The sequence below is a fragment of the Streptomyces sp. PKA51 genome (genome assembly GCF_057552455.1).
In genome coordinates, this window is record NZ_BAAJPZ010000012.1 from 87,137 (window position 1) to 113,744 (window position 26,608).

The 26,608-nt window shown below is 73.0% G+C and carries 24 protein-coding genes; 18 read left to right on the forward strand and 6 right to left on the reverse strand.

Features of this window, described 5'->3' with window-relative positions; genetic code table 11:
- The first annotated feature begins 73 nt into the window (after nucleotides 1–73).
- The 6 genes from AC27L3_RS19020 to AC27L3_RS19045 all read left to right on the forward strand — a co-directional run bounded on the left by AC27L3_RS19020 (nucleotide 74) and on the right by AC27L3_RS19045 (nucleotide 3,862).
- Nucleotides 74–1,018 carry a PAC2 family protein gene (locus tag AC27L3_RS19020; protein WP_487235235.1) on the forward strand — a complete coding sequence of 315 codons (945 nt, stop codon included), beginning with the start codon at nucleotides 74–76 and terminating at the stop codon, nucleotides 1,016–1,018.
- Between the two features lie 24 nt (nucleotides 1,019–1,042).
- The gene (coaE, locus tag AC27L3_RS19025; protein ID WP_487235236.1) at nucleotides 1,043–1,654 is read left to right on the forward strand and encodes a dephospho-CoA kinase; all 612 of its coding nucleotides are present in this window, start codon (nucleotides 1,043–1,045) and stop codon (nucleotides 1,652–1,654) included.
- A 217-nt stretch (nucleotides 1,655–1,871) separates the two neighbouring features.
- Nucleotides 1,872–2,453, forward strand: a complete 582-nt coding sequence (locus AC27L3_RS19030; RefSeq protein ID WP_487235237.1) for a hypothetical protein — start codon at nucleotides 1,872–1,874, stop codon at nucleotides 2,451–2,453.
- Nucleotides 2,454–2,467: 14 nt separating this feature from the next.
- Entirely contained in the window at nucleotides 2,468–2,782 is a 315-nt protein-coding gene (locus tag AC27L3_RS19035) for a type VII secretion target (protein ID WP_487235238.1), read from the forward strand.
- A 7-nt stretch (nucleotides 2,783–2,789) separates the two neighbouring features.
- Nucleotides 2,790–3,524: a hypothetical protein gene (locus AC27L3_RS19040; protein WP_487235239.1), complete on the forward strand. Its 735-nt coding sequence runs from the start codon at nucleotides 2,790–2,792 to the stop codon at nucleotides 3,522–3,524.
- Nucleotides 3,525–3,550: 26 nt separating this feature from the next.
- Complete coding sequence (locus AC27L3_RS19045; protein WP_487235240.1) at nucleotides 3,551–3,862, forward strand: hypothetical protein; 312 nt, start codon at nucleotides 3,551–3,553, stop codon at nucleotides 3,860–3,862.
- Between the two features lie 298 nt (nucleotides 3,863–4,160).
- Here AC27L3_RS19045 and AC27L3_RS19050 read toward each other — a convergent pair whose 3' ends face one another.
- Nucleotides 4,161–4,436 (reverse strand): DUF6343 family protein, encoded by a 276-nt coding sequence (locus AC27L3_RS19050; RefSeq protein WP_487235241.1) that lies wholly within the window; start codon nucleotides 4,434–4,436, stop codon nucleotides 4,161–4,163.
- 68 nt (nucleotides 4,437–4,504) lie between these two features.
- Nucleotides 4,505–5,434 carry a glycerophosphodiester phosphodiesterase gene (locus AC27L3_RS19055; protein WP_487235242.1) on the reverse strand — a complete coding sequence of 310 codons (930 nt, stop codon included), beginning with the start codon at nucleotides 5,432–5,434 and terminating at the stop codon, nucleotides 4,505–4,507.
- 245 nt (nucleotides 5,435–5,679) lie between these two features.
- On the opposite strand from AC27L3_RS19055, the gene uvrB reads away from it, so the two are divergent.
- From uvrB to AC27L3_RS19075, 4 genes are all read left to right on the forward strand, one after another.
- Nucleotides 5,680–7,815: an excinuclease ABC subunit UvrB gene (uvrB, locus tag AC27L3_RS19060; RefSeq protein WP_487235243.1), complete on the forward strand. Its 2,136-nt coding sequence runs from the start codon at nucleotides 5,680–5,682 to the stop codon at nucleotides 7,813–7,815.
- 151 nt (nucleotides 7,816–7,966) lie between these two features.
- Complete coding sequence (locus tag AC27L3_RS19065; protein WP_344437046.1) at nucleotides 7,967–8,545, forward strand: TerD family protein; 579 nt, start codon at nucleotides 7,967–7,969, stop codon at nucleotides 8,543–8,545.
- A 173-nt stretch (nucleotides 8,546–8,718) separates the two neighbouring features.
- The gene (locus AC27L3_RS19070) at nucleotides 8,719–10,818 is read left to right on the forward strand and encodes a TerD family protein (protein ID WP_487235244.1); all 2,100 of its coding nucleotides are present in this window, start codon (nucleotides 8,719–8,721) and stop codon (nucleotides 10,816–10,818) included.
- 100 nt (nucleotides 10,819–10,918) lie between these two features.
- Nucleotides 10,919–11,899 (forward strand): TerC family protein, encoded by a 981-nt coding sequence (locus AC27L3_RS19075; protein ID WP_487235245.1) that lies wholly within the window; start codon nucleotides 10,919–10,921, stop codon nucleotides 11,897–11,899.
- A gap of 1 nt (nucleotide 11,900) precedes the next feature.
- On the opposite strand, the gene AC27L3_RS19080 is transcribed toward AC27L3_RS19075, so the two are convergent.
- From AC27L3_RS19080 to AC27L3_RS19090, 3 genes are all read right to left on the reverse strand, one after another.
- Nucleotides 11,901–13,184, reverse strand: a complete 1,284-nt coding sequence (locus tag AC27L3_RS19080) for an MFS transporter (protein ID WP_487235347.1) — start codon at nucleotides 13,182–13,184, stop codon at nucleotides 11,901–11,903.
- Nucleotides 13,185–13,328: 144 nt separating this feature from the next.
- Entirely contained in the window at nucleotides 13,329–13,985 is a 657-nt protein-coding gene (locus AC27L3_RS19085; RefSeq protein WP_487235246.1) for an MBL fold metallo-hydrolase, read from the reverse strand.
- A gap of 10 nt (nucleotides 13,986–13,995) precedes the next feature.
- Complete coding sequence (locus AC27L3_RS19090) at nucleotides 13,996–14,691, reverse strand: maleylpyruvate isomerase family mycothiol-dependent enzyme (RefSeq protein WP_487235247.1); 696 nt, start codon at nucleotides 14,689–14,691, stop codon at nucleotides 13,996–13,998.
- Between the two features lie 225 nt (nucleotides 14,692–14,916).
- Between AC27L3_RS19090 and uvrA the strand changes: the two genes are divergently transcribed.
- Nucleotides 14,917–17,817, forward strand: coding sequence for an excinuclease ABC subunit UvrA (uvrA, locus tag AC27L3_RS19095; protein ID WP_487235248.1), 2,901 nt, complete (start codon nucleotides 14,917–14,919; stop codon nucleotides 17,815–17,817).
- A gap of 112 nt (nucleotides 17,818–17,929) precedes the next feature.
- Complete coding sequence (locus tag AC27L3_RS19100) at nucleotides 17,930–18,343, forward strand: Rieske (2Fe-2S) protein (RefSeq protein ID WP_487235249.1); 414 nt, start codon at nucleotides 17,930–17,932, stop codon at nucleotides 18,341–18,343.
- A 263-nt stretch (nucleotides 18,344–18,606) separates the two neighbouring features.
- On the opposite strand, the gene AC27L3_RS19105 is transcribed toward AC27L3_RS19100, so the two are convergent.
- Complete coding sequence (locus AC27L3_RS19105; RefSeq protein ID WP_487235250.1) at nucleotides 18,607–19,551, reverse strand: hypothetical protein; 945 nt, start codon at nucleotides 19,549–19,551, stop codon at nucleotides 18,607–18,609.
- A gap of 257 nt (nucleotides 19,552–19,808) precedes the next feature.
- On the opposite strand from AC27L3_RS19105, the gene AC27L3_RS19110 reads away from it, so the two are divergent.
- The 6 genes from AC27L3_RS19110 (at nucleotide 19,809) to whiA (ending at nucleotide 26,540) form a co-directional block, all read left to right on the forward strand.
- Complete coding sequence (locus tag AC27L3_RS19110) at nucleotides 19,809–20,447, forward strand: papain-like cysteine protease family protein (protein ID WP_487235251.1); 639 nt, start codon at nucleotides 19,809–19,811, stop codon at nucleotides 20,445–20,447.
- Nucleotides 20,448–20,452: 5 nt separating this feature from the next.
- A complete protein-coding gene (locus tag AC27L3_RS19115; protein ID WP_487235252.1) occupies nucleotides 20,453–21,319 on the forward strand; it encodes a hypothetical protein in 867 nt (288 codons plus the stop codon).
- A 170-nt stretch (nucleotides 21,320–21,489) separates the two neighbouring features.
- The gene (gene uvrC, locus AC27L3_RS19120) at nucleotides 21,490–23,463 is read left to right on the forward strand and encodes an excinuclease ABC subunit UvrC (protein WP_487235253.1); all 1,974 of its coding nucleotides are present in this window, start codon (nucleotides 21,490–21,492) and stop codon (nucleotides 23,461–23,463) included.
- Between the two features lie 97 nt (nucleotides 23,464–23,560).
- Complete coding sequence (gene rapZ / locus AC27L3_RS19125; RefSeq protein ID WP_344437036.1) at nucleotides 23,561–24,493, forward strand: RNase adapter RapZ; 933 nt, start codon at nucleotides 23,561–23,563, stop codon at nucleotides 24,491–24,493.
- The gene (locus AC27L3_RS19130; RefSeq protein ID WP_487235254.1) at nucleotides 24,490–25,551 is read left to right on the forward strand and encodes a gluconeogenesis factor YvcK family protein; all 1,062 of its coding nucleotides are present in this window, start codon (nucleotides 24,490–24,492) and stop codon (nucleotides 25,549–25,551) included. The genes rapZ and AC27L3_RS19130 overlap by 4 nt, the downstream gene beginning before the upstream one ends.
- Nucleotides 25,542–26,540, forward strand: coding sequence for a DNA-binding protein WhiA (gene whiA, locus AC27L3_RS19135; protein WP_344437033.1), 999 nt, complete (start codon nucleotides 25,542–25,544; stop codon nucleotides 26,538–26,540). The genes AC27L3_RS19130 and whiA overlap by 10 nt, the downstream gene beginning before the upstream one ends.
- The last annotated feature ends 68 nt before the right edge of the window (nucleotides 26,541–26,608 follow it).

Consider the following 26,608-nt stretch of genomic DNA (forward strand, 5'->3'; position numbering starts at 1 on the left):
GTGCGGCCGCCCGGGAATGGTCCGGGCCGTCAAATGCGTTCCCCCGTACGGAACATGAGGAGGAACGGTCACTGTGTTGGATCCGCAGGGTTTGTACGAATGGGAGCCCAAGGGGCTCGCCGTGGCCGACCTGGCCCTTGCCCAGGACTCGGCCGGTCTGGTCATGCTCTACCACTTCGACGGGTACATCGACGCGGGGGAGACCGGTGACCTGATCGTCAGGCACCTCCTCGACGGCCTGCCGCACCAGGTCGTCGCCCGCTTCGACCACGACCGGCTCATCGACTACCGCGCCCGGCGCCCGCTGCTGACCTTCCGGCGCGACCGCTGGACCGCGTACGAGACGCCCCGGCTCGAACTGCACCTGGTGCAGGACACCACCGGCGCCCCGTTCCTGCTGCTCGCCGGGCCCGAGCCGGACGTGGAGTGGGAGCGCTTCGCCGCCGCCGTCCGCGAGATCGTCGAGCGGCTCCGGGTGCGCCTGGCCGTCAACTTCCACGGCATCCCCATGGGCGTCCCCCACACCCGCCCCGTCGGCATCACGCCGCACGGCAACCGCACCGACCTGACGCCCGGCCACCGCAGCTACTTCGACGAGGCCCAGGTGCCCGGCAGCGCGGAGGCACTCGTGGAGTACCGGCTCGCCCAGGCCGGCCACGACGTCCTCGGGGTCGCCGCCCACGTGCCGCACTACGTCGCCCGCTCCGCCTACCCCGACGCGGCGCTGACCGTGCTGGAGGCCGTCACGGCCGCCACCGGGCTCGTCCTGCCCGGCACCGCGCACGCCCTGCGCAGCGCGGCCCACCGCACGCAGGAGGAGATCGAGCACCAGCTCGCCCGGGGCGACGAGGAGCTGGTCTCCCTGGTGCGCGGCCTCGAGCACCAGTACGACGCCGTGGCCGGCGCCGAGTCCCGCGGCAACCTCGTCGCCGAACCCGCCGAGCTGCCCTCCGCCGAGGAGCTCGGCGCCGAGTTCGAGCGCTTCCTGGCCGACAGGGAGGGCGAGGGCGGCCACTGACCGCCCGCCCGATAGCGTGGGCCCATGCTGAGAGTGGGCCTGACGGGCGGAATCGGTGCCGGCAAGAGCGAGGTCTCGCGGCTCCTCGCCGCGTACGGAGCGGTGATCGTCGACTCCGACAGGATCGCCCGGGAGGTGGTGGAGCCGGGGACGCCCGGACTGGCGGCCGTCGTCGCCGAGTTCGGCCCCGGCGTCCTGACCCCCCAGGGCGCCCTCGACCGGCCCCGGCTCGGCGCCGTCGTCTTCGCCGACCCCGACCGGCTCGCCGCCCTGAACGCGATCGTGCACCCCCTCGTCAGGGCCCGCTCCGCCGAACTCGAGGCCGCCGCCGGGCCGGACGCCGTCGTCGTCCACGACGTGCCGCTGCTCGCCGAGAACGGGCTGGCCCCGCTGTACGACCTGGTGGTGGTCGTCGACGCGAGCACCGAGACCCGGCTGGAGCGCCTGGTGCGGCTGCGCGGCATGACCCCCGACGAGGCCCGCTCCCGCATGGCCGCCCAGGCCACCCGCGCACAGCGGCTGGCCGTGGCCGACGTCGTCCTGACCAACGACGGCCCCCTCGACGCGCTCGAACCCCAGGTGCGGGCCCTGTGGGAGCAGTTGCGGGAGCGGGCCGCGCACGGCACCGAGGATTGATCGGTTCGTCCTATCGGGTGGTGCTCGCCGTGACCCGCCGGGCCCCGCCGCACCCCGCCCCGGCCTTGTCGTACAAGCATCCCGGCGGCCTCGGGGGAGCGCCACGGGCGGCCCAGCGGCCGTCGTGGCGTCCGTGCGCGCCCCTTCCCCCTCGGTAACGTGACGCCCCTCGCACGGCAACAGCGGCCCACCGGCCGGTTCTTCGAGGGGAGTGCCCATGGCCACGCCGGAACTGCTGGGGGCCGGCCCCTTCGCGCCCCCGCCCGCGCGCACCCTCAAGGCGCGCCTCGGCGGCGTGTGCGTCGTCCTGCTGGGGATCTACCTCATGGATGGCGCGCTCACCAACGCCTGGTGGGCCGCCGGATACGCCGAGCACCAGGGCACACTGACGGTGCGCCACTGCCACGTCGAGCACACCGGGCACTCCGGCGACGAGCAGAACGTCTGCGAGGGCGTCTTCCACCCCTTCGACGGCGGACCCGCCCGCCTCGACGCCGCGCTGAACGGCTCGTACGTGCCCGGGGAGCGCGTCAAGGTCTACCGCGACGACGCCCGCTACGCGCCCGTGAGCCTGCGGTCCTGCTGGGGCTGGCTGTTCTTCTTCTTCCTCCTGCTGCTGATCGCCACGTACGGCGTCGTGGTGACCGCGGTCGGATTCAGCCCCAAGGACTCCGGCCGGCGCACCGCCGCCCGCGAGCGGCTGCGGGGAACCGTCCTGGCCGCCCCCGTCGTCTGGCTGCTGCGCCTGGGCGGCGCCGGTGCGGTGGTGTGCTTCCTGCTGGCCTGCGTGGTGCCATGAGCGAGGGGGAGTCCGTGCGACTGAGAGTGGAGGCCCAGCGGCTGGCGGAGTTCGCGGGGCAGGTGCAGCGGGGTGCGGAGGACACCAGCGCGATGCTGCAGTACCTCGCGCGGTTCGGCCGCCTGACCGGCCCCCAGGGCGGACTGCTGTCCGTTGCGGCCGGAGGGCATGAGCACGTGCGCGGCGCCGTCCACGGTGCGCTGCAGCGGCTGGACGCCGTCCTGCGCGAATCCGCGCGGGAACTGCACGCCGCGGCCGCGTACTACCGCCGGACCGACGCGGGCGTCGCCGCCGACATGGACGCCTCCTACGCCACGGCACGGCGCTGACGGCCCGATGAGCTTCCACGACGTCGCCTCCCCCACGGCCCCGCTGACCCCGCCGCACAAGCCCGCCGGGTTCGTCGACCCGCTCCACGCCGTCAACGCCGTGGGCGACGTGCTCAGCCCCACGGGCTGGCTCGTCAAACTCGCCGAACTCGTGCTCGGCGAGGACCCCGTCGCATGGCTGGAGGCGCACCTGGCCGGGGACTGGGAGAGCTTCGCCCGCTGCGCCGAGACCTGGCACAACCTCGCCCGGGCCACCGACGCCCTCGCCCGCAACATCGGCTCCGGCACCGCGGCGAGCGAGAGCGTATGGGAGGGCAATGCGGCCGACGCCGCGCGCACCTACTTCACCGTCCTGCGCACCCATCTCGAAGAGATCCGCGACGAACTGCACGCCGTGGGCGAGGAGTACCTCGTCATCTCCCGCTCGGTCTGCGCCACCGGCCAGGCCGTCGGCGAGGGCCTGTCCCTGCTGATGGACGCGCTGATCACCGGCGCCCTCGCGGCAGCCGTGGGCACGGCCTCGGGATGGACCGGCTGGGGCGCCGCGATGGGGTACGCCCTCGGGGCCGCCGAGGCCCGGGTCGCGCTGAAGGAGTGGGAGCGCATCACCGCACTGGTCAACGCCGCACAAGTGGTCATGAACACCAGCTGCGCGGTCATCGGCAGAGCGGGCGGGGAGATCGCGGCTCGGCTGGGCACCTTCCCGCTGCCGCGCACGGGATACGACCACCCGGCGGTCTGACGGCGCACGAGAGAGCAGGGGCAACCATGGCCGAAGCGGAAGTCCGCCCGGAGGAGTTCATCACCCCCGGGCGCGACAGGGCACGCGCCCGCGTGGTCCACGACGCCCTCCGGCAGCTCGCGACGGGCAGTGCCGGTGACGTCCTGCAGGAGATGGCCCGCGAGGTGCTCGCCGGCCGCACCGGCCTGCGCGAGGCCCTGCAGGTCGGCGCGTACGCCGATGCCCTGCTGGAGCGGTTCGCCCAGGCGCGGGCCGCCTGGGAACGCCTGCCGGAGCAGGAGCGCGAGCACCGCGCCGAGGAGGCCCGCCGATACCTGGCCGAGGACGGCGCCCCGTAGGGGCGCGGGGCGTTGTCGATCTGCGGCTGCCGCCGAGTGGGCGCGGCACGGCAGCCCGTCTGCAGGCGCGTGGTGCCTTGTCGCGCAGTTCCCCGCGCCCCTATGGGGCGCCGTGGACTGGTGCAGTGCCCCGTCAGGGGCGCGGGGAACTGCGCGATCGGCCCGCGACGGCCCGCAGCCGACACGCCACCCCCGGGGGCGACTGCAGGTGCGTCGTGGCCTTTCGCGCCCGCGCGGCGGCAGCCGCAGATCGGCGCAGCCCCGCTCCCCTTACGGGGCACTGCAGGACCGGCGCGACCTAGGGACGGTTCCCGCCGGAACCGGGCGGCGGCTCGTAGGGCGGCACGTCCGGACCCGGCTGGTAGTGCGGCCCCTGCCGCATGTGCCGCACGATCACGCAGATGTCCACCACGCTGACCGCGGCCACCACCGCGCAGGCCACTGCCCAGCCCACCCGTCCGGCCAGGACGAAGGCGGCGGTACCGGCCGCCGTGCACACCAGCCCGAAGACGGCCAGCCCCAGGCGCAGCCGCAGCGGGCTGCGCGCCGTGACGGGTTCGTTTCCGCTGCGCATGCGCATCACCTCCCGTACTCCCAGGATCCCGGCTCCGGGATCCTGCTGCAGGGCCGGGGGGCGTCGGCTCAGGCGGCCGGGTCCGGCAGGAACGAGGGGTCGTCCGCCTCGTCGGCGAGGGCGTCGGCGATCGTGTGGGCGGTGTTGCTGATGATGCCGTCCACCCCCAGGCGCGCCAGGGCGACGGCGTCGTCGCCGTCGTCCACGGTCCAGGCGCAGACCTCCAGCGGGCGCCCGTGGGGGCCCTTCACGGCGTGCACGGCACGCACCCACTGCGCGGTGACCTTGGCGTGGTCGGGGTTGATCTGGTCGGCGAAGGCGGCGTAGGAGCGCAGCTCGGTGGGCTGGGGGGCGCCGAGGAAGCCCTTCTTGATGTCGGGTCGCAGCGCGTGCAGCGTCTTCAGGGACGCCGCATTGAAGCTCTGGACGACGAGCCGGTCGGCGACGTGGTCGCCGTCCAGCCAGCCCGCCCGGTCCAGCTCGGCCGTCAGCTGCCGTTCGATGCCCGGGTAGAGCTCGGGGGCCTTGACCTCCAGCAGCAGCTTCTGCCGGTTGTGATCGACCTGCCGCAGGTAGGCGGCGAGGGTGGGCACCCGTTCGCCGGCGAAGCGGCGGTCGTACCAGCTGCCGGCGTCCAGCGTGCCGATCTCGGCGAGCGTGAAGTCGGCGACCTTCCACGGGGCGCGACCCGGGTAGCGCTGTTCGACGTCGGTGGTCCGGGCCAGGGTGGTGTCGTGCAGGACGATCAGGGCGCCGTCCTTGGTGCGCTGGACGTCGTTCTCCACCCACTCGGTGCCCAGTTCGGCGGCTCTGTCGATGGAGGCCAGGGTGTTCTCGGGCGCCTCGGAGGGCACCCCGCGGTGGCCGATGGCGACGGGGAGCGGGGCGCGCCCGGGGGCGCCCGGGGCCGGGGCCGCGGAGGTGGCGGCGGGGGCGAGCGCGGCGAGGGACAGGCCGACGAGCGTGCCGGCCACGGCGGCGAGGGGACGGATGCGCATGCGGGCTCCTTGCGGCGTCCGGGCCGGGCGCGGCGGTGACGCTCCCGGGGGCGTGTACGCAACGTCGTACGGGGTGCACGGAAAGTCGTACACGCAACACCTACGTGATCGCGACCGTCCCGGCACCCCGGAACGGTGACCCTTTGCCGTCTCTTCGCCCTGTGTTCGCCGGGGAACGGCCGCGGCGGGGCGGGCCGCGCGAGGGAGACGAGCACGTTGTCAGTGGTGGGCCGTACGGTGGTCTCATGCGGCCCGTATCCCAGATCGAACGCAAGGTGGCGCCTTTCGAGGTCGTCAGCCCCTACCGTCCCAGCGGTGACCAGCCGGCGGCCATCGCGGAGCTGGAGCGGCGCATCCGCGCCGGCGAGAAGGACGTCGTCCTGCTCGGCGCGACCGGCACCGGCAAGTCGGCGACCACGGCGTGGATGATCGAGAAGTTGCAGCGGCCGACGCTCGTGATGGCACCGAACAAGACGCTCGCGGCCCAGCTCGCCAACGAGTTCCGCGAGCTGCTGCCCAACAACGCCGTCGAGTACTTCGTCTCGTACTACGACTACTACCAGCCCGAGGCGTACGTCCCGCAGTCGGACACCTACATCGAGAAGGACTCCTCGATCAACGAGGAGGTCGAGCGGCTGCGGCACTCCGCGACGAACTCCCTGCTCACCCGGCGCGACGTCGTCGTGGTGGCGTCGGTGTCCTGCATCTACGGTCTGGGCACGCCCCAGGAGTACGTCGACCGCATGGTGCCGCTCAAGGTCGGCCAGGAGATCGACCGCGACCAGCTGCTGCGGCGGTTCGTGGAGATCCAGTACACGCGCAACGACCTCGCCTTCACCCGTGGCACCTTCCGGGTGCGCGGCGACACCATCGAGATCTTCCCGGTCTACGAGGAGCTCGCCGTGCGCATCGAGATGTTCGGCGACGAGATCGAGGCCCTGTCGACCCTGCACCCGCTCACCGGCGAGGTCATCTCCGACGACCAGGAGCTGTACGTCTTCCCCGCCAGTCACTACATCGCGGGCCCGGAGCGCATGGAGAAGGCGATCTCCGGCATCGAGGCGGAGCTGGAGGCACGCCTGGCCCAGCTGGAGAAGCAGGGCAAGCTGCTGGAGGCCCAGCGGCTGCGCATGCGCACCACCTACGACATCGAGATGATGCGCCAGGTCGGCTCCTGCTCCGGCATCGAGAACTACTCGCTGCACATGGACGACCGGGAGCCGGGTTCCCCGCCGAACACCCTCCTCGACTACTTCCCCGAGGACTTCCTCCTCGTCATCGACGAGTCGCACGTCACCGTGCCGCAGATCGGCGCCATGTACGAGGGCGACGCCTCCCGCAAGCGCACGCTCGTCGAGCACGGCTTCCGGCTGCCGTCGGCGATGGACAACCGCCCGCTGAAGTGGGAGGAGTTCACCGAGCGCATCGGGCAGACCGTCTACCTGTCGGCCACCCCCGGGCCGTACGAGCTCTCGCGCGGCGACGGGTTCGTGGAGCAGATCATCCGCCCCACCGGCCTGGTCGACCCGGAGGTCGTGGTCAAGCCCACCGAGGGCCAGATCGACGACCTGGTGCACGAGATCCGCAAGCGCACCGAGCGCGACGAGCGCGTGCTGGTGACCACCTTGACCAAGAAGATGGCCGAGGACCTCACCGACTACTTCCTGGAGCTGGGCATCGCCGTGCGCTACCTGCACAGCGACGTCGACACGCTGCGCCGGGTCGAGCTGCTGCGCGAGCTGCGCGCCGGCGAGTTCGACGTGCTCGTCGGCATCAACCTGCTGCGCGAGGGCCTCGACCTGCCCGAGGTGTCGCTGGTGGCCATCCTGGACGCCGACAAGGAGGGCTTCCTGCGCTCGGGCACCTCCCTGATCCAGACCATCGGCCGCGCGGCGCGCAACGTCTCGGGCCAGGTGCACATGTACGCGGACAAGGTCACGCCGGCGATGGAGAAGGCCATCGACGAGACCAACCGCCGCCGCGAGAAGCAGGTCGCCTACAACAAGGCCAACGGCATCGACCCGCAGCCGCTGCGCAAGAAGATCGGTGACATCGTGGCGACCCTCGCGCGCGAGGAGCTCGATACCGAGGAGCTGCTGAACACCGGCTACCGCCAGGCGCCCGCGGGCAAGGGCAAGGGCAAGGCCCCGACCCCCGCCAAGGGCAGGACCAAGGCCGCCGCGAAGGCCGGTGCCAAGGACAAGGCGGAGGTGCTCACCGACCGGCCGGCCGCCGAACTCGCGCAGACCATCGAGGAGCTGACCGACCGCATGCGGGCCGCGGCGGCGGAGCTGCAGTTCGAGGTCGCGGCACGACTGCGCGACGAGGTGAGCGAGTTGAAGAAGGAGCTGCGGCAGATGCGGGAGGCCGGGATCGCCTGAGCGGCCCGCCCGCGTCACGGCGCGTGTTTCAAGACCGCCACAAACCCACCGGGGGGTGTCGGAGCACTCCCCGGTTGTGCGTAGGGTCGTTCACGAGGACCGCGCGGACGTGCGGTCACGGGGGAAAGAACGAACGAGAGAGGGACTGCGCGTGACGGTCAACTTGTCCAAGGGCCAGGGCATCAGCCTGCAGAAGGCCGACGGGGGCACCCTGACCGCGGTGCGGATGGGGCTGGGCTGGCAGGCGGCCCCCCGCCGTGGCCTGTTCGGTACGCGGACGAAGGAGATCGACCTCGACGCCTCGGCGGTGCTCTTCGCCGACAAGCAGCCGGTCGACGTGGCCTTCTTCCAGCAGCTGGTCAGCAAGGACGGCTCGGTGCGCCACACCGGCGACAACCTCGTCGGCGGCGCGGGCCAGGGCGGCGACGACGAGTCCATCCTCGTCGACCTGCAGCGCGTCCCCGTGCACGTCAACCAGATCGTCTTCACGGTGAACTCCTTCACCGGCCAGACCTTCTCCGAGGTCCGCAACGCCTTCTGCCGGCTGGTCGACGAGACCACCGGCCAGGAGCTGGCCCGCTACACCCTCGACGGCGGCGGCCCGTACACGGCGCAGATCATGGCCAAGGTCCACCGCGTCGGCAACGGCTGGCAGATGACCGCCATCGGCACCCCGGCCAACGGCCGCACCTTCCAGGACCTGCTCGCGGAGATCCAGGCCGTCCTGTGACACCCCGGCCGGCCCCGCGGGGCCGGCACGGCGAGACGCACACGGGCCCGGCGGAGCGCCATCCGCCGGGCCCGTCGCACAATGGGCGCGATCATGCACGGGCGCAGGCGCGGGCATGGGCACGAAAGCAAGCACGACGAGGCGCGCCGGGCGCGCAAGGGGGACGAGCGGCGATGACGGCCGAGCTGGTGCGGGGCCAGAACCACCCGCTGACCGGGAGCCGACTGCAGGTGCGGATCTCGGCGGGTCACCCGGTGATGGCCGCGGCGGCCCTCACCGGCGAGGACGGCACGGTGCCCGGACCCGAGTGGGTCGCCCACCCGGGGTCGCCCCGCCTGCCCGGCGCCGAGGTGCCCGGCCGGGCCGCGGCCGAGCATGTGCTGACGGTCGACCTGGACGCCGTCCCCGAGACCGCGCACCGGCTGGCCGTGGTGCTCGCCGTCGTCCCGCAGGCGGCCGGGCCCGCGCGCTTCGGCGCACTGGCCGCGCCGTACGTCGCCGTCGCCACGGACGCCGGCGAGGAGATCGCCGGATACACGGTCACCGGTCTGGATGCGGAGACGGCCGTCGTCGCCGTGGAGCTCTACCGCAGACAGGGCGCCTGGAAGGTGCGCGCGGTGGGCCAGGGCTACGCGGAGGGCCTGGCGGCCCTCCTGCGCGACCACGGCCTGGTCGAGGCCGCCGGGACCGCGGAGGCCGCGGAGCGGGCGCTGGCGGTGCCCGCGGAGGCCGCAGAGGCGGCGGTGCCGGTGACGCCCGTGGCGGGTGAGGGGGAAGCAACGGCGGCCGCCGTGGCGTCCGGGACCGGCTCCGAGGCCGCCGTGGCGTCCGGGACCGGCTCCGTGGTCTCGGCGGGAGCGGTCGACGGTTCCGTCGGCCGGGAGGCGGCCGGCCTCGGCACGGCTGGCGACGGGACGGCTGCCGCCGTTCCGACCGGCCGCGAGGCGGCGGCCGAGGGCACCCGGGGCGCGTCCGCGGGCCCTGTCAGCTACCGGCACCCGGGCCGGCACCGCACGCCCGCCGGGCACGAAGCCGGCCATGCGCCCGCGGCCGCCGCAGGGACGCCGTCCGCCCCGACGGAGGCCGCAGCCGCACTGCCGCCCGGGACGGTGCCCGAGGGCGGCCGTGCCGAGCGCAGCGGTCCGGTCGCCGGGGACGCCACCGGGTGGTCGATGGACGAGCGGCTCTACAACCAGGTCCGGGGCATGTTCGAGGACCTGGCCCGGGCCGTCGCGGCCTACCGCAGCGCGGTCGACTTCGCCGAGTCGCGCCTGGACCGCGAGCTGGACCAGGTGCTGACGGACCCGGCCACCCGGGTCGGGCCGGCCGCCGACGCGGCACGGCAGGAGGCCCGCGACCGCCACCGGCAGCTGGTCGAGCAGGCACGGGCCGTCCTGGACCGGGACCTGGCCCAGCTCGCAGAGGAGGCCGAGGTCGTCGAGCACGCGCTGCCGCCCTCGTGCGCCCGCTGGGACCACCCCGTCTGGCAGGGCTACCAGGTGCCGCTGGAGCGGCCGCTGGCGCTGCGGCTGGGGGACGTCCACCTGCCCGAGCGCACGGACCTGCGCATTCCGCTGCTGGTGCGGCTGCCGCTGGAGCGCGGCCTGTGGGTGGATGCCGGCCGGCCGACCGGGGGCCCCGGGGCGGGCCTGTGGGACCCGGCGGAGCTGCGTACGTCCGCCATGAGCTGCGCGGTGAACCTCGCCGTGCGGCTGCTGGCCGTCCACCCCGTCGGCGACTACACGCTGCACGTCATCGACCCGGCGGGCGCGGGCGGCACGGCGCTGGCCCCGCTGCTGGAGTCGGGGGCGCTGCGCGAGGCGCCGGTGACCGGGGCGCGCGGGGTGAGCGAGACGCTGGAGCGGCTGACGCGCCGCGTCGACCTGGTGCAGATGGCCGTGCGCAACCGCGCGCTGGATTCGTTGCCCGAGGACGTCGACACCGGGGAGCAGGTGCTGCTGGTCAACGACTTCCCGCACGGTTTCGACGACCGGGCCGTCACCCAGCTGCGGTACCTGGTGGACGAGGGCCCGTCGGTGGGCGTGCACGTGGTGCTGGTCGCCGACCGGGACGACGCGCGGGCGTACGGGCCGGTGCTCGATCCGCTGTGGCGGTCCCTGCTGCGGATCACCCCGGTGCCGGACGACCACTTGGCGGACCCGTGGGTGGGGCACGCCTGGACCTACGAGCCGCCGGTGGTGCCGCCGGGCAGCGACGTGGTCCGCGACGTGCTGCGGAAGGTGGGCCAGTCGCGCCGGGCGTACGGCATCTAATGCCCTGACCTGGTCTTTTGGTTTTCTCTTTACTTTTCTTTGGGGTTTCCTGTACTGTTCTCGGAGTTGCCGTACGCCCGTACGACACACCGGAGGAACAGTGGACGTCACCTTGACGCTGTGGGTGCTGACCGTGCTCGGTCTGTGCGCCCTCGTCGCCGCCGACTTCTTCATCGGAGGCCGCAAGCCGCACGAGGTCTCCTTGAAGGAGGCCGGCACCTGGACGGTGGTCTGGGTGGTCCTGGCCGGGCTCTTCGGGCTCGGCCTGCTCGTCTTCGGGGGCGGGCGGCCGGCCGGCGAGTTCTTCGCCGGCTTCATCACCGAGAAGTCGCTGAGCGTCGACAACCTCTTCGTCTTCGTGCTGATCATGTCGAAGTTCGCCGTGCCCTCGATCTACCAGCAGCGGGTGCTGATGGTCGGCGTGCTCATAGCCCTGGTGCTGCGGGCCGGCTTCATCGGCGCGGGCGCGGCCGTCATCGCCAACTTCTCGTGGATCTTCTACATCTTCGGCGCCTTCCTCGTGTGGACGGCATGGAAGCTGATCCAGGAGGCCAGGTCCGGGGAGCAGGAGGAGGAGTTCGAGGAGAACCGCTTCCTGAAGATGGTCGAGCGCCGCTTCCCCTCCACCGACCGCTACCACGGCACGCGGCTGTTCGTCGTCGAGAACGGCAAGCGGCTGATGACGCCGATGCTGATCGTGATGCTGGCGATCGGCACGACGGACGTGCTCTTCGCCCTGGACTCCATACCGGCGATCTTCGGCCTCACCCAGGACCCGTACATCGTCTTCACCGCCAACGCCTTCGCGCTCATGGGCCTGCGGCAGCTGTACTTCCTGATCGGCGGCCTGCTGCAGAAGTTGGTGCACCTGTCCTACGGCCTGTCGGTGATCCTCGGCTTCATCGGCGTCAAGCTGGTGCTGCACGCGCTGCACGAGGGCGGTGTGGCGGTCCCGGAGATCAGCACCGCCGTCTCGCTCGGCGTCATCTGCGCGGTGCTCGTCGTCACCACCGTCACCTCCCTGCGCGCCTCGGCCCGCGAGGAGCGGGCCGAGGCGGTGCCGGCCGGCTCGCGCGGCTGACTCACGCCGGCGAGGGGTCGGCGGCCGGCCGGCGAGCGACCACCGGCCGGGTCTCGGGCAGCAGCAGGAAGCAGCCGAGGCTGAGCAGCGCCATGCCGGTGAGGTAGACGGCCACGCCCCAGGGCGTGCCGTCGCCCCGGGCAGCCGCGGTGGCCACGAGCGGGGTGACCGCCCCGCCCAGCACGCCGGCCAGGTTGTAGCCGACGGCGGCTCCGGTGCAGCGCACCCGGGCCTCGTACAGCTCCGGCAGGTAGGCGCCGACGACGCCGAAGGTGATGACGAAGGCCAGCATGGCGACGACGAAGCCCAGCAGCATCAGCGCCGGCCGGCCGGTGTGCAGCAGGCCGACCAGGGGGAACATCCACAGCGCCACGGCCACGCAGCCGGCCAGGCACAGCGGTCGGCGGCCGAGGCGGTCGGCGGCCAGGGCCACCAGCGGGGTGGCCACGCCCGAGGCGGTGACCGCGACCATGATGCAGACGAGCAGGACGGTGCGGTCCACCCCCAGGTGCTCGCTGCCGTAGGCCAGGGACCAGGTGGTGACGGTGTAGAAGACGGCGTAGCCGAAGGAGAGCGCACCGGCCGTCAGCAGCACCAGCCGCCAGTGGTCGCGCACCACCTCGGCCAGCGGCAGGGACGCCCGGGCCTCGCGGGCGGCCAGCGCCCGGAAGTCGGGGGTCTCCTCCAGCCGGCTGCGCAGCAGCAGCCCGGCCACCGCCAGCAGCCCGGCCACCCAGAACGGCACCCGCCAGCCCCAGCCGAGGAACTGCGCCTGGTCGAGGGTGACCGACAGGGTCAGGGCGATGCCGTTGGCGAGCAGGAAGCCGACGGTCGGGCCGGTCTGGGGAAAGCTGGACCACAGCGCGCGCCGGTGCGCGGGGGCGTGTTCGGCGGTGATGAGCATCGCGCCGCCCCACTCCCCGCCGAGCCCCAGGCCCTGCAGGAAGCGCAAGGCCACCAGCAGCAGCGGGGCGGCGGGACCGATGTCGCGGTAGGTCGGCAGCAGGCCGACGGCGACGGTGGCGGCGCCGGTCAGCAGCAGCGAGGAGATCAGGACCGGACGGCGGCCGAGCCGGTCGCCGATGTGCCCGAAGAGCATCGAGCCCAGGGGGCGGGCGACGAAGCCGATGCCGAAGGTGCCGAAGGCGGCGAGGGTGCCCATGAGGGGGGAGGCGGTGGGGAAGAACAGCCGGCCCAGGACGAGGGCGGCGGCGGTTCCGTAGGTGAAGAAGTCGTAGAACTCAATGGCGGTGCCGGCCATGGACGCCGCCGCGAGGCGGAGCATGGCCGGGGAGCGGTCCCGGTTCATGTACTGCCCAACTTCCCCGGGCCGCCGGGGAAACGGGGCGCGGGGGAGCGCTGCCGGGGGCGCGCCGGAATCGCGTCGTCCGCCTGGCGTGCGGACGACGCGCTCCCCTGTGCCGGGCTGCTACCAGCCGCGCTCGCGCCACTCCGCGAGGTGCGGGCGCTCGGCGCCCAGCGTGGTGTCGTTGCCGTGGCCGGGGTAGACCCAGGTCTCGTCCGGCAGCTGCCCGAAGATCTTGGTCTCCACATCGCCGATCAGGCTGGCGAAGGCCTGCGGGTCGTCGTGGGTGTTGCCGACGCCGCCCGGGAAGAGGCAGTCGCCGGTGAAGACGTGCGGGTGGCCGTGCGGGTCGTCGTACACCAGCGCGATGCTGCCCGGCGTGTGGCCGACCAGGTGGCGGGCCGTCAGTTCCACGCGGCCGACCCGGATGACGTCCCCGTCCTCGACGGGCACGTCGGTCGCGACCGGGATGCCCTCGGCGTCGTACCGGCCGGCGTACGTACGGGCGCCGGTGGCCTCCACGACCTCCTGCAGGGCGCCCCAGTGGTCCTGGTGCCGGTGGGTGGTGACCACCGAGGCGATGCCACTGTCACCGATCAGGGTGAGGAGCGTCTTCGGCTCGGCGGCGGCGTCGATGAGCAGCTGCTCGTCCGTCGCGCGGCACCGCAGCAGATAGGCGTTGTTGTTCATCGGGCCGACCGCGACCTTGGAGATCATCAGATCGGTCAACTCGTGCACGTCCGCAGGTCCGCCGACCTCTACCACTCCGGTGTACGTCATGGAAGTCACCCTATAGCGAAGGAAGTACGGGCAGCTTGACGCCACCGGCTTCGAGCCCCGCGCCGTCGCGCCGGCCCGCCAGCCAGCCCAGCAGGTCGGCGGCGGAGCCGGTGACCGTCAGGGGGTCGCCCTCGGTGCGGCCGCTGCTCCACCGGCCGCCGCCGGTCGCCTCCAGCCGCAGCGCGGGGACGTCGGGGTTGCCGGCGAACCGCCGGGCAAGGAAGTCGATCTCGTCCGCGACGAAGCCGGCGGGCAGGTCCTCCAGCTCGTAGCCGATGCCGAGGTCGACGTGGTGCAGTTCCACCTCGACCAGGCGGCGGAAGGGGACGCGGGCGGCCACGTCGGTGACGCCGCCCCGCAGCTCGACGGTGCGCGTCCAGTCCGCCGGTGCGGCGGCGGCCGTGAAGAAGCGCTCCGCGCTCTCGCGCAGGTCGGTCAGCTGCTCCGCGAGCGGGCGCGGGGCGCCGCGCTCGATGTCGGCGTCGCGGGCCTCGGCGCTGGCGTACATCGGACGGCCTTCGAGCACGTTGACCAGGGCGTCGGCGTTGCGGGCCAGGTGGGCCAGGACGTGCCCGCGGCTCCAGCCGGGCAGCCGGGACGGCGCGGTGACGACGGAGCCGTCGTGATCGTCCAGGCCGTCGAGTGCGGATGTCAGTCGCTCGGTCGCCTCGCGCAGGGAAGCGAGGTCCTGCACATGATCAATCATGGCCCGACCCTAGCCCCCGCCACTCCTTCGGGTGAAGGGATCGGCTTGTGCCCGTAAATCGAATGTGCGTGCTATACGCTCGTGGGTGGCATCGCTTTACGACATCCGCGCGGCCCCCTCGTTGTCACAGGCCCCCCGTACTCTGGATCGGGGGCGTGGCATCGGGGGTGCGGCCCACCCCCTGCAGCTCTTCAGAGCCGACTCTCAAGAAAGGTGCCGACCGGCGTGGCTGACCGTCTCATCGTCCGTGGCGCTCGCGAGCACAACCTCAAGAACGTCTCGCTCGACCTCCCGCGCGACTCCCTGATCGTCTTCACGGGGCTCTCGGGATCGGGCAAGTCCTCCCTCGCGTTCGACACGATCTTCGCCGAGGGGCAGCGTCGCTACGTCGAGTCGCTCTCCTCCTACGCACGGCAGTTCCTCGGGCAGATGGACAAGCCCGATGTGGACTTCATCGAGGGCCTGTCCCCGGCCGTGTCGATCGACCAGAAGTCGACCTCGCGCAACCCGCGCTCCACGGTCGGCACGATCACCGAGGTCTACGACTACCTCCGCCTGCTCTTCGCCCGGATCGGCAAGCCGCACTGTCCCGAGTGCGCCCGCCCGATCTCCCGGCAGTCGCCGCAGGCCATCGTCGACAAGGTGCTGGAGCTGCCCGAGGGCAGCCGCTTCCAGGTGCTCTCGCCGCTGGTGCGCGAGCGCAAGGGCGAGTTCGTCGACCTCTTCGCCGACCTGCAGACCAAGGGCTACAGCCGGGCGCGCGTGGACGGGCAGACCGTCCAGCTCACCGACCCGCCCAAGCTCAAGAAGCAGGAGAAGCACACCATCGAGGTGGTCGTCGACCGCCTGACCGTCAAGGACAGCGCCAAGCGCCGGCTGACCGACTCGGTCGAGACCGCGCTCGGCCTGTCCGGCGGCATGGTCGTCCTCGACTTCGTCGACCTGCCCGAGGACGACCCCGAGCGCGAGCGGATGTTCTCGGAGCACCTGTACTGCCCGTACGACGACCTGTCGTTCGAGGAGCTGGAGCCGCGGTCCTTCTCCTTCAACTCGCCCTTCGGCGCCTGCCCCGACTGCACCGGCATCGGCAGCCGCATGGAGGTCGACCCCGAGCTCGTCGTCCCCGACCCGGACAAGTCCCTGGACGAGGGCGCCATCAGCCCCTGGTCGCACGGCCACACCAAGGACTACTTCACCCGCCTGGTCGGCGCCCTCGCCGACGCCCTGGGCTTCCGCACCGACATCCCCTGGTCGGGGCTGCCGCAGCGGGCCAAGAAGGCCCTGCTCAACGGCCACCGCACCCAGATCGAGGTGCGCTACCGCAACCGCTACGGGCGCGAGCGGGCCTACACCACGGCCTTCGAGGGCGCGGTGCCCTTCGTCAAGCGGCGCCACTCCGAGGCGGAGTCCGACTCCAGCCGCGAGCGCTTCGAGGGCTACATGCGCGAGGTGCCCTGCCCCACCTGCGAGGGCACCCGCCTCAAGCCGATCGTCCTCGCCGTCACCGTGCAGGGCCGCTCCATCGCGGAGGTCTCCGCGATGTCGATCAGCGAGTGCGCCGACTTCCTCTCCGGCATGAAGCTCACCGGCCGCGAGAAGAAGATCGCCGAGCGGGTGCTCAAGGAGGTCAACGAGCGCCTGCGCTTCCTCGTCGACGTCGGCCTGGACTACCTCTCGCTCAACCGCGCCGCCGGCACCCTCTCCGGCGGCGAGGCCCAGCGCATCCGCCTCGCCACCCAGATCGGCTCCGGCCTGGTCGGCGTGCTGTACGTGCTGGACGAGCCCTCCATCGGTCTGCACCAGCGCGACAACCACCGCCTGATCGAGACCCTGGTGCGGCTGCGCGACATGGGCAACACCCTCATCGTCGTCGAGCACGACGAGGACACCATCAAGGTCGCCGACTGGGTCGTGGACATCGGCCCCGGCGCCGGCGAGCACGGCGGCAAGGTCGTGCACAGCGGCCCACTGAAGGAGCTGCTGAAGACCGAGGCGTCCATGACCGGGCAGTACCTGTCCGGCAAGCGGTCCATCCCGCTGCCGGACGTGCGCCGCCCCGTCGACCCCCAGCGGAAGCTGACCGTGCGCGGCGCCAGGGAGAACAACCTGCGCGACATCGACGTCTCCTTCCCGCTCGGCGTGCTCACCGCCGTCACCGGCGTGTCGGGCTCGGGCAAGTCGACGCTGGTCAACGACATCCTCTACACCCACCTGGCGCGCGAGCTGAACGCCGCCCGCGCGGTGCCCGGCCGGCACACGCGGGTGGAGGGCGACGACCTGGTCGACAAGGTCGTCCACGTCGACCAGTCGCCCATCGGCCGTACGCCGCGCTCCAACCCGGCCACGTACACCGGCGTCTTCGACCACATCCGCAAGCTGTTCGCGGAGACGATGGAGGCCAAGGTCCGCGGCTACCTGCCCGGGCGCTTCTCCTTCAACGTCAAGGGCGGCCGCTGCGAGAACTGCGCGGGCGACGGCACCATCAAGATCGAGATGAACTTCCTGCCGGACGTCTACGTCCCGTGCGAGGTCTGCCACGGTGCGCGCTACAACCGCGAGACGCTGGAAGTGCACTACAAGGGCAAGTCCATCGCCGAGGTGCTGGACATGCCCATCGACGAGGCGCTGGAGTTCTTCGAGGCGGTGCCCACCATCGCCCGACACCTGCGCACGCTCAACGAGGTCGGCCTCGGCTACGTCCGGCTCGGCCAGTCCGCGCCGACGCTCTCCGGCGGCGAGGCCCAGCGCGTCAAGCTCGCCAGCGAGCTGCAGAAGCGCTCGACCGGGCGGACGGTGTACGTCCTGGACGAGCCGACCACCGGCCTGCACTTCGAGGACATCAGCAAGCTGATCTCCGTGCTGTCCGGGCTGGTCGACAAGGGCAACACGGTCATCGTCATCGAGCACAACCTCGACGTGATCAAGACCGCCGACTGGGTCGTCGACATGGGGCCCGAGGGCGGCTCCGGCGGTGGCCTCGTCGTGGCCGAGGGCACGCCGGAGGAGGTCGCGGCGGTGCCGGCCAGCCACACGGGCAAGTTCCTGCGCGACATGCTCGGCGACCGCGTCAGCGACGCGCCGGCGCCGCGGCGGAAGCCCGCGAAGCGGGCCGCTGCGCGGCGGTAGCCGGTGTTCTCCGTCCCGGGGGCCGCGCCTCCGGGACGGCCGCGCCTCCGGGACGGAAACGGGCGTCCGTTATTGTCACTGCGTTCCACCGCGCCTTCCCGTTGGAGTCCCCATGACCTCGCCCGCTCGCCGTACCGTGCTGCGCGGAGCGGCCCTCGCCGGTGCCGCCGGGTTCTGTGCCGCCGCCTGCGGGCCGGCGAACGGCCGGGACGCCGCCCTGCCCACCGCCCCCGTCGAGCTGGGCGCGGCCAGAGAGGTGCCGGTGGGCGGTGCCCGGCTGTACCGGGACCACAAGCTCGTCGTCTCGCAGCCCAGCGAGGGGCAGTACAAGGCGTTCAGCGCGGTGTGCACCCACGCCGGCTGCGTCGTCGACAAGGTCGAGAAGGGGCGGATCAGCTGCCCCTGCCACGGCAGCGCGTTCGACGCCGCCACCGGCAAGGTGCTCGCCGGCCCGGCCGGCGCGCCCCTGCCCGAGTGCCCGGTGAAGGCCGAGGGCGGCCGGCTCGTGGCGGGCCCCGCGGCCTGAGGCCCACGGCGCGCAGGCGCCGAAGGCGCCAGGGCGTGCCCGGCGGATCAGGCAGTGCCCCGTCAGGGGCGCGGGGAACTGCGCGATCAGCCACCGACGGCCCGCAGCCGACGCGCCACCGAGGCCCGGGCGAAGCACAGCACCCTGTCTGCGGGCGCGTGGTGGCTTGTCGCGCCCACGCGGTGGCAGCCGCAGATCGACACCGCCCCGCGCCCCTGACGGGGCGCCGTGGTGGCGCGTGACGAAGATCCGCCGGACACGCTCTACGACCAGTCCCAGGAGATTCCCACGATTCCCGGGCGCACCACCTGTTCCACCAGGTGTACGCCGCGGTGTCGTCCCGACAGCGTCAGCTCCTGCTGGCCGCAGCGCGGGGCGCCGGCTCCGGCCTGGTGGAAGCGGCGGCAGCGCACCGGCAGGGCCGCGTCGTCGAAGTGCACCTGCAGGACGTACTGCCCGCCGGCGAAGCTGAAGCCGCGGACGTACTCCCGGCTCGTGCCGCCCGTCGTGTCGTCGAAGCCGTAGCCGAAGACGTAGGTGTCCCCGGCGCGCAGCCGGGCGTCGAAGAGGAGCTCGGCGACGAGCACGCCGGAGGCGGCGTGCCAGCGCACCCGGCCCACCCGGCAGTTCTCCTCGGCGCGCACCACCACGCGGGCCGGGTCGCAGCCCGGGTCGCCGTGGTGGATGGCGAGGTAGCGGTCGACGCCGTCGCGGTGCGCCCGCACCACGTGGTGCGAGTCGCGGCCGTGCAGGACGCGGTCCGGCCCGATGCGGACGCGTTCGAGGTGGCAGACGGTGTGCAGGCCGCCGTCCTGCGGGGCCTCCAGGTCGGCCAGCAGCCGTTCGACGGTCCGGGCCTCCTCCACCAGCGTGCGGTAGGAGCGCGTGGCGGGCCGGCCGGCTGCCGGCCCGCCGGCGGCGGGCTCGGTGAGCAGCCGGGTCAGCGCGTGGGCGGGCAGGTCGAGGACCTCCTCCAGCACCCGCACGGCCCGCAGGGACTCCGGGCGCCGGGGTCGGCGCAGGCCCTGCTGCCAGTAGCTCAGGCTGGTCACGCCCACTTTGACCCCGCGCTGGGCGAGTCGGTGCTGCACCCGGTGCAGGGCCAGGCCGCGGGCCGAGAGGGCGGTGCGCAGGGCGAGATGGAAGGGGCCCGTCCGCAGCGCCCGCTCCAGGTCGGTCCCGTCGGCGCGGGGGGTGCTGCGTGCCATTGCCGTGCTCCTTCGTCCCCCTGGGAAGCCCCCGGCGCGATGTGAACATTCACGATCGGTGGGGGCCGCCGCCCTGGTCGGATTGGTACGGACCATTTGGTGGGGCGCAGGTCGTTCACTTCTCCGTCGAACCGTTCACACCGTGCCCTCGGTTCGTATTGAAACTGGTTGACCGGTCCCCGACAACATCCGATGCTCCTCACACGCGTCCGGACGCGCTCCTCCACCCCACCCCCCAACACGGGAGGAACGCGAAGATGTCCCGTGCTTCGGCATCGGCAACTCCAAGCAAGTCCCGCCCCCGCGGCAGACGGTTCTCCCTCGCCGCGCTCGTCGCCGCCGTCCTGCTCGCCGTCCCCACCACGGCGAGCGCGGCCACCGGCGACCGGTCCGATCTGATGGCGGCCAAGAAGCTCGACATCACCATGCAGGCCCAGGAGAAGAGCAACTGGTGCTGGGCGGCCTCCGGCAACACCATCGCCACCTGGTTCGGCCGCACCTACAGCCAGAACCAGTTCTGCAACGCCGCCTTCAACCGCTCCCAGGGCACCACCTGCCCCAACAACCAGGCCACGCTGGGCAATGTGCAGAACGCCCTGGCCTGGGCGGGCATCAACAAGGGCCTGTACGTGAACGGCTGGCTGCGCTACTCCACCGTGCAGGGCGAGGTCAACGCGGGCCGGCCGGTGGAAACGCGCATCCAATGGACCTCCGGCGGCGGCCACATGCACGTCCTGTACGGCTACGACGACGACCGGAGCCTGGTCTACTGGGGCGACCCCTGGCCGTCCAACACCCGCTACAACTGGGCCTCGCACAGCTGGTACGTCGGCGGCGACGGCAGCGGGAACGAACGCTTCTCCTGGACCCACTCGCTCTACCGGATCGGAGCGTGAGGGCCATGCCGCACCCCACCGCACGCACCGCGGCCCGTACGGCCGCCGCCGGCGCCCTGACCGCCGTGGTGCTGGGCCTCGCCCCCCTCGCCCACGCCGCCCCGGCACCGGCCGCCGCCCCCGTACCGCCCGCGGAATCGGTCACCGCCGCCCACCGGGCGGCCGAGGCCCCCGCGACCCTGGAGACGCTCACGCGCTTCTTCGCAGGCGCCCCGCACGCTCCCGGCGCTGCCGCCCGGCAGGACGCGCAGCCCCGGATCGACGGCACGACCGTGCCCGTCTACACGCTGTCCCCCGACTTCGTGGCGGGCAAGGACGGCGCGCCCCTCGCCCGGCTGGAGTTCCTCGCCAGCACGGCCGTCTCGGCCGACGGACGCAAGGCGTCGGTGTGGACGGTCCCGGCGGATACCGCCGCCAAGGGCGCCGACTGGAAGAGCGGCAGCTGGAAGGTCGTCAACATCGCCACCGGCGACGACGAGACGCGCTACGCCGCCGAGGGCGCGCGCCGGCTCGCGGGCGGCACGGTCTTCCGCGAACCGCAGATCGACGCCTGGTACGTCCAGCGCGGCGACCGCGTCCTGCCGCTCGATACGGACGCCGAGCACGCGATCGGCGCCCGCGGCACCACCGTCGACGCCTACCGCGCCCGCGTCCACCGGGCGTACGGCGACCAGCTGCCCGGCTCGGCCTACGACCGGCGCGGACTGGCCGGCGGCGGGCAGGCCGCCGCGCCGACCGCCGCCGGGACGGCCACGGCGGCACAGCAGGACGAAGGGTCCCCGGCGCCGGCCGCACTGGCCGGCGGGGCGGCCGCTGCCGCGGCCCTGGGACTCGCCGCGCTGGCGGCCCGCGGGCGACTGCGGCGCCGCTGACCGGAGACGGACTCCCGCCCGGCCGTGCGGGCCGGGCGGGAGCACCCCCCACGTTCCGCTCCGGTCGCCCTCCGGCCCCGGCGGCACCGGCCGCCGGGGCCGGAACCCGTCCCCCGCCGCCGCGGCCGACCGGGCCCCGGATTGTCACTGCCCGCAAGTAGGGTTGTGGCATGGCCGACCCCAGCAGCTACCGACCCAAGCCGGGACAGATCCCCGACTCGCCCGGGGTCTACCGGTTCCGCGACGAGCACGGCCGGGTGATCTACGTCGGGAAGGCGAAGAGCCTGCGCCAGCGCCTCTCGTCGTACTTCCAGGACCTCGCCGGCCTGCACCCGCGCACCCGCACCATGGTCACCACGGCGGCCTCCGTGGAGTGGACGGTGGTCTCCACCGAGGTCGAGGCGCTCCAGCTGGAGTACTCCTGGATCAAGGAGTACGACCCGCGCTTCAACGTGAAGTACCGCGACGACAAGAGCTATCCCTCGCTCGCCGTCACGCTGAACGAGGAGTTCCCCCGGGTCCAGGTCATGCGCGGCCCCAAGAAGAAGGGCGTGCGCTACTTCGGCCCCTACGCCCATGCCTGGGCCATCCGCGAGACCGTCGACCTGATGCTGCGGGTCTTCCCCGTCCGCACCTGCTCCGCGGGCGTCTTCAAGCGCTCCCACCAGATCGGCCGCCCCTGCCTGCTCGGCTACATCGGCAAGTGCTCCGCTCCGTGCGTCGGCCGCGTCAGCCCCGAGGAGCACCGCGAACTGGCCGAGGAGTTCTGCGACTTCATGGCCGGCCGTACCGGTGCGTACATCCGCCGTTTGGAGCGGCAGATGCACGATGCCGCCGAGGACATGGAGTACGAGAGGGCGGCAAGGCTCCGCGACGACATAGAGGCGCTCAAGCGCGCCATGGAGAAGAACGCCGTCGTCCTGGCCGACGCCACCGACGCCGACCTGATCGCGGTCGCCGAGGACGAGCTCGAAGCGGCCGTGCAGATCTTCCACGTCCGCGGCGGGCGGGTGCGCGGCCAGCGCGGCTGGGTCACCGACAAGGTCGAGGCCGTCGACACCGCCGGCCTCGTCGAGCACGCCCTGCAGCAGCTGTACGGGGAGGAGAGCGGCGACGCGGTGCCCAAGGAGGTCCTCGTCCCCGCCCTGCCCGACCCGCTGGAGCCGGTCGTCCAGTGGCTGGGCGGGCGCCGCGGCTCCCGGGTCGACCTGCGCATCCCGCAGCGCGGCGACAAGAAGGACCTGATGGCCACGGTCCAGCGCAACGCCCAGCAGGCGCTGGTGCTGCACAAGACCAGACGCGCCTCCGACCTGACCACCCGCTCGCGGGCCCTGGAGGAGATCGCCGAGGCGCTCGCCCTGGACTCCGCGCCCCTGCGCATCGAGTGCTTCGACATCTCCCACCTGCAGGGGCAGGACGTGGTGGCGTCCATGGTCGTCTTCGAGGACGGCCTGGCGCGCAAGAGCGAGTACCGCCGCTTCCAGATCAGAACCTTCGAGGGACAGGACGACGTCCGGTCCATGCACGAGGTCGTCTCCCGGCGCTTCCGCCGCTATCTGCAGGAGAAGCTCAAGACGGGGGAGTGGACGGAGGAGGGCGACGGCGAGGTCCCGGCCGAGACGGACGAGGGCAGGCCCAAGCGCTTCGCCTACCCGCCGCAGCTGGTCGTGGTCGACGGCGGCAAGCCGCAGGTCATGGCGGCCCACCGGGCGCTGGAGGAGCTCGGCGTCACCGATGTGGCCGTCTGCGGCCTGGCCAAGCGCCTGGAGGAGGTCTGGCTGCCCGGCGAGGACGACCCGGTCGTCCTGCCGCGCACCAGCGAGGGGCTGTACCTGCTGCAGCGCGTGCGCGACGAGGCGCACCGTTTCGCGATCTCCTACCAGCGCAGCAAGCGCGGCAAGAGCATGAAGGCCGGGCCCCTGGACGCGGTGCCCGGCCTGGGCAGCACCCGCAAGCAGGCACTGCTGAAGCACTTCGGTTCCCTCAAGCGGCTGCGCGCCGCGACGGTCGAGCAGATCTGCGAGGCGCCGGGCATCGGCCGCAAGACGGCCGAGACCATCGTCGCGACGCTCGCCGCGGCGGCGCCCGCCGCACCCGCCGTCAACACGGCGACCGGCGAGATCATCGACGACGCGGAGGAATGATGGACCTCCTGCCCTCCGGGCCCGGAGCCCGGAGAAGCAGCAGTATGGAAGAGGAGACGGCGCGGGGGCGCCGTCCGCGGACACGGGGGAAGGCAGCATGAACGCGACAGAGCGGGACGGAGCAACGGTGAGTACGGGCACGACGGCGGACACGGCCGCGGAGACGACGGGCATCCCCGAGCTGGTGATCATCTCCGGCATGTCGGGGGCGGGCCGCAGCACCGCCGCCAAGTGTCTGGAGGACCTGGGCTGGTTCGTCGTGGACAACCTGCCCCCCGCCCTGATCCCCACCATGGTGGACCTCGGCGCCCGCTCCCAGGGCAACGTGGCGCGCATCGCCGTGGTCGTGGACGTGCGCGGCCGCGGCTTCTTCGACAACCTGCGGGAGTCGCTGGCGGACCTGGCGGCCAAGAAGGTCAAGCGGCGGGTGATCTTCCTGGAGGCGTCCGACGACGCCCTGGTGCGCCGCTTCGAGTCGGTGCGCCGCCCGCACCCGCTGCAGGGCTCGGGCCGCATCGTCGACGGCATCGCCGCCGAGCGCGACCTGCTGCGCGAGCTGCGCGGGGACGCCGACCTGGTGATCGACACCTCCAGCCTCAACGTCCACGAGCTGCGGGCGAAGATGGACGCCCAGTTCGCGGGCGAGGAGGAGCCGGAGCTGCGGGCCACCGTCATGTCCTTCGGCTACAAGTACGGCCTGCCCGTCGACGCCGACCTCGTCGTCGACTGCCGCTTCCTGCCCAACCCGCACTGGGTGCCGGAGCTGCGGCCCTTCACCGGCCTGAACGAGGAGGTCTCGGGCTACGTCTTCAACCAGCCCGGCGCCAAGGAGTTCCTCGACCGCTACACCGAGCTGCTGCAGCTCATCGCCGCCGGCTACCGCCGCGAGGGCAAGCGCTACGTGACCATCGCGGTCGGCTGCACCGGCGGCAAGCACCGCTCGGTCGCCATGTCCGAGAAGCTCGCCCACCGCCTGGTCTCCGAGGGCGTGGAGACCGTCGTCGTGCACCGGGACATGGGGCGCGAGTGACCGGACGCAGCTTCCGCATGCGCCGCGTCGGCCGCCTGGTGGCCGGCCGGCCGCGCGGCGACGGGCAGCGGGCGCACCGCCGGCCCGTCCGCGGCGCGCAGCCCAAGGTCGTCGCCCTGGGCGGCGGCCACGGGCTGTCGGCCTCGCTGGCCGCGCTGCGGCGCATCACCGGCGACCTGACGGCCGTGGTCACCGTCGCCGACGACGGCGGCTCCAGCGGCCGGCTGCGCGACGAGCTCGGCGTGCTGCCCCCCGGCGACCTGCGCAAGGCCCTGGCGGCCCTGTGCGGGGACGACGACTGGGGCCAGACCTGGGCCCGGGTGATCCAGCACCGCTTCGTCAGCGAGGGCGAGCTGCACGGCCACGCCGTGGGCAACCTGCTCATCGTGGCCCTGTGGGAGCAGCTGGGCGACCATGTGCAGGCGCTGGACCTGGTCGGCAAGCTGCTGGGCGCGCACGGCCGGGTGCTGCCGATGTCCGCCGTGCCGCTGGAGCTGCAGGCGCTGGTGCGCGGCCACGACCCGGCCGAGCCGGACGCGGTGAGCACCGTGTGCGGGCAGGCCACCGTGGCGCTGACCCCGGGCGAGGTGCAGTCGGTGCACCTGGTCCCGGAGGACCCGCCGGCCGTGCCGGAGGCGGTGGAGGCCGTGCTGGACGCCGACTGGGTGGTGCTCGGTCCCGGCTCCTGGTTCTCCTCGGTGATCCCGCACCTGCTGGTGCCCGAGCTGCTGCAGGCACTGCAGGAGACCCGGGCCCGGCGGGTGCTCTCGCTGAACCTCGCGCCGCAGCCCGGCGAAACCGATGGCTTCTCCCCGCAGCGTCATTTGGAGGTTTTGGCCCGACACGCCCCTAAACTCGCCCTGGACGTGGTGCTGGCCGACGAGGCCGCCGTGCCCGATCGGGACAGCCTCACCGAGGCCGCCAAGCGGCTGGGGGCCGCGGTCGAGCTGGCGCCGGTCGCCTCGCCCGACAGCTGCCAGACGCACGACCCGGAGCTGTTGGCCGCCGCGTACGACCGTATTTTTCGGATGCATGGAAGGATCGGCCCATGGCGATGACGGCTGCGGTGAAGGACGAGATCTCCCGGCTCCCCGTCACCCGCACCTGCTGCCGGAAAGCGGAGGTCTCGGCGATCCTGCGGTTCGCGGGGGGCCTGCACCTGGTCAGCGGCCGCATCGTGATCGAGGCGGAGCTGGACACCGGGATCGCGGCCCGGCGGCTGCGCAAGGACATCCTGGAGATCTTCGGGCACTCCTCCGACCTGGTGGTGATGGCGCCCGGCGGGCTCCGGCGGGGCAGCCGGTACGTGGTGCGGGTGGTGGCGGGCGGTGACCAGCTGGCCCGCCAGACCGGCCTGGTCGACGGCCGCGGCCGGCCGATCCGCGGGCTGCCGCCGCAGGTCGTCTCCGGTGCCACCTGCGACGCGGAGGCGGCCTGGCGCGGCGCCTTCCTGGCCCACGGCTCGCTGACCGAGCCGGGCCGCTCCTCCTCGCTGGAGGTCACCTGCCCCGGCCCGGAGGCGGCCCTGGCGCTGGTGGGCGCCGCCCGCAGACTGCAGATCGCCGCGAAGGCCCGCGAGGTGCGCGGGGTGGACCGTGTCGTCGTCCGGGACGGTGACGCGATCGGCGCCCTGCTGACGCGCCTGGGCGCGCACGAGTCGGTGCTGGCCTGGGAGGAGCGGCGGATGCGCCGCGAGGTGCGGGCGACCGCCAACCGCCTGGCCAACTTCGACGACGCCAACCTGCGCCGCTCGGCCCGGGCCGCCGTCGCCGCGGGCGCCCGGGTGCAGCGTGCGCTGGAGATCCTCGGCGAGGAGGTGCCCGAGCACCTCGCCGCCGCGGGCCGGCTGCGCATGGAGCACAAGCAGGCGTCCCTGGAGGAGCTGGGCGCCCTGGCCGACCCGCCGCTGACCAAGGACGCCGTCGCGGGCCGCATCCGCCGCCTGCTGGCCATGGCCGACAAGCGTGCCCAGGACCTGGGCATCCCCGGCACCGAGTCGAACCTGGCCGAGCTGACCGAGGAGATGGCCGAGGGCATGGTCGGCTGATCACACCACCGGTACCGGCTGATCGCACCCCCGGTGGTCGGCTGATCGCACCGCTGTACGGCGCCCCC

Excerpts from the sequence above, each read along its gene's own strand:
- AC27L3_RS19070 (WP_487235244.1), top strand. The coding sequence starts at position 8,719 with ATGACGGCCGAGCTGGTGCGGGGCCAGAACCACCCGCTGACCGGGAGC.
- AC27L3_RS19090 (WP_487235247.1), bottom strand. The coding sequence starts at position 14,691 with ATGATTGATCATGTGCAGGACCTCGCTTCCCTGCGCGAGGCGACCGAG.
- whiA (WP_344437033.1), top strand. The coding sequence starts at position 25,542 with ATGGCGATGACGGCTGCGGTGAAGGACGAGATCTCCCGGCTCCCCGTC.
- AC27L3_RS19110 (WP_487235251.1), top strand. The coding sequence starts at position 19,809 with ATGTCCCGTGCTTCGGCATCGGCAACTCCAAGCAAGTCCCGCCCCCGC.
- AC27L3_RS19100 (WP_487235249.1), top strand. The coding sequence starts at position 17,930 with ATGACCTCGCCCGCTCGCCGTACCGTGCTGCGCGGAGCGGCCCTCGCC.
- coaE (WP_487235236.1), top strand. The coding sequence starts at position 1,043 with ATGCTGAGAGTGGGCCTGACGGGCGGAATCGGTGCCGGCAAGAGCGAG.
- uvrC (WP_487235253.1), top strand. The coding sequence starts at position 21,490 with ATGGCCGACCCCAGCAGCTACCGACCCAAGCCGGGACAGATCCCCGAC.
- AC27L3_RS19085 (WP_487235246.1), bottom strand. The coding sequence starts at position 13,985 with ATGACGTACACCGGAGTGGTAGAGGTCGGCGGACCTGCGGACGTGCAC.
- AC27L3_RS19105 (WP_487235250.1), bottom strand. The coding sequence starts at position 19,551 with ATGGCACGCAGCACCCCCCGCGCCGACGGGACCGACCTGGAGCGGGCG.
- AC27L3_RS19045 (WP_487235240.1), top strand. The coding sequence starts at position 3,551 with ATGGCCGAAGCGGAAGTCCGCCCGGAGGAGTTCATCACCCCCGGGCGC.
- AC27L3_RS19050 (WP_487235241.1), bottom strand. The coding sequence starts at position 4,436 with ATGCGCAGCGGAAACGAACCCGTCACGGCGCGCAGCCCGCTGCGGCTG.
- AC27L3_RS19115 (WP_487235252.1), top strand. The coding sequence starts at position 20,453 with ATGCCGCACCCCACCGCACGCACCGCGGCCCGTACGGCCGCCGCCGGC.
- AC27L3_RS19080 (WP_487235347.1), bottom strand. The coding sequence starts at position 13,184 with ATGCTCCGCCTCGCGGCGGCGTCCATGGCCGGCACCGCCATTGAGTTC.
- AC27L3_RS19040 (WP_487235239.1), top strand. The coding sequence starts at position 2,790 with ATGAGCTTCCACGACGTCGCCTCCCCCACGGCCCCGCTGACCCCGCCG.
- uvrB (WP_487235243.1), top strand. The coding sequence starts at position 5,680 with ATGCGGCCCGTATCCCAGATCGAACGCAAGGTGGCGCCTTTCGAGGTC.
- rapZ (WP_344437036.1), top strand. The coding sequence starts at position 23,561 with ATGAACGCGACAGAGCGGGACGGAGCAACGGTGAGTACGGGCACGACG.
- AC27L3_RS19055 (WP_487235242.1), bottom strand. The coding sequence starts at position 5,434 with ATGCGCATCCGTCCCCTCGCCGCCGTGGCCGGCACGCTCGTCGGCCTG.
- AC27L3_RS19030 (WP_487235237.1), top strand. The coding sequence starts at position 1,872 with ATGGCCACGCCGGAACTGCTGGGGGCCGGCCCCTTCGCGCCCCCGCCC.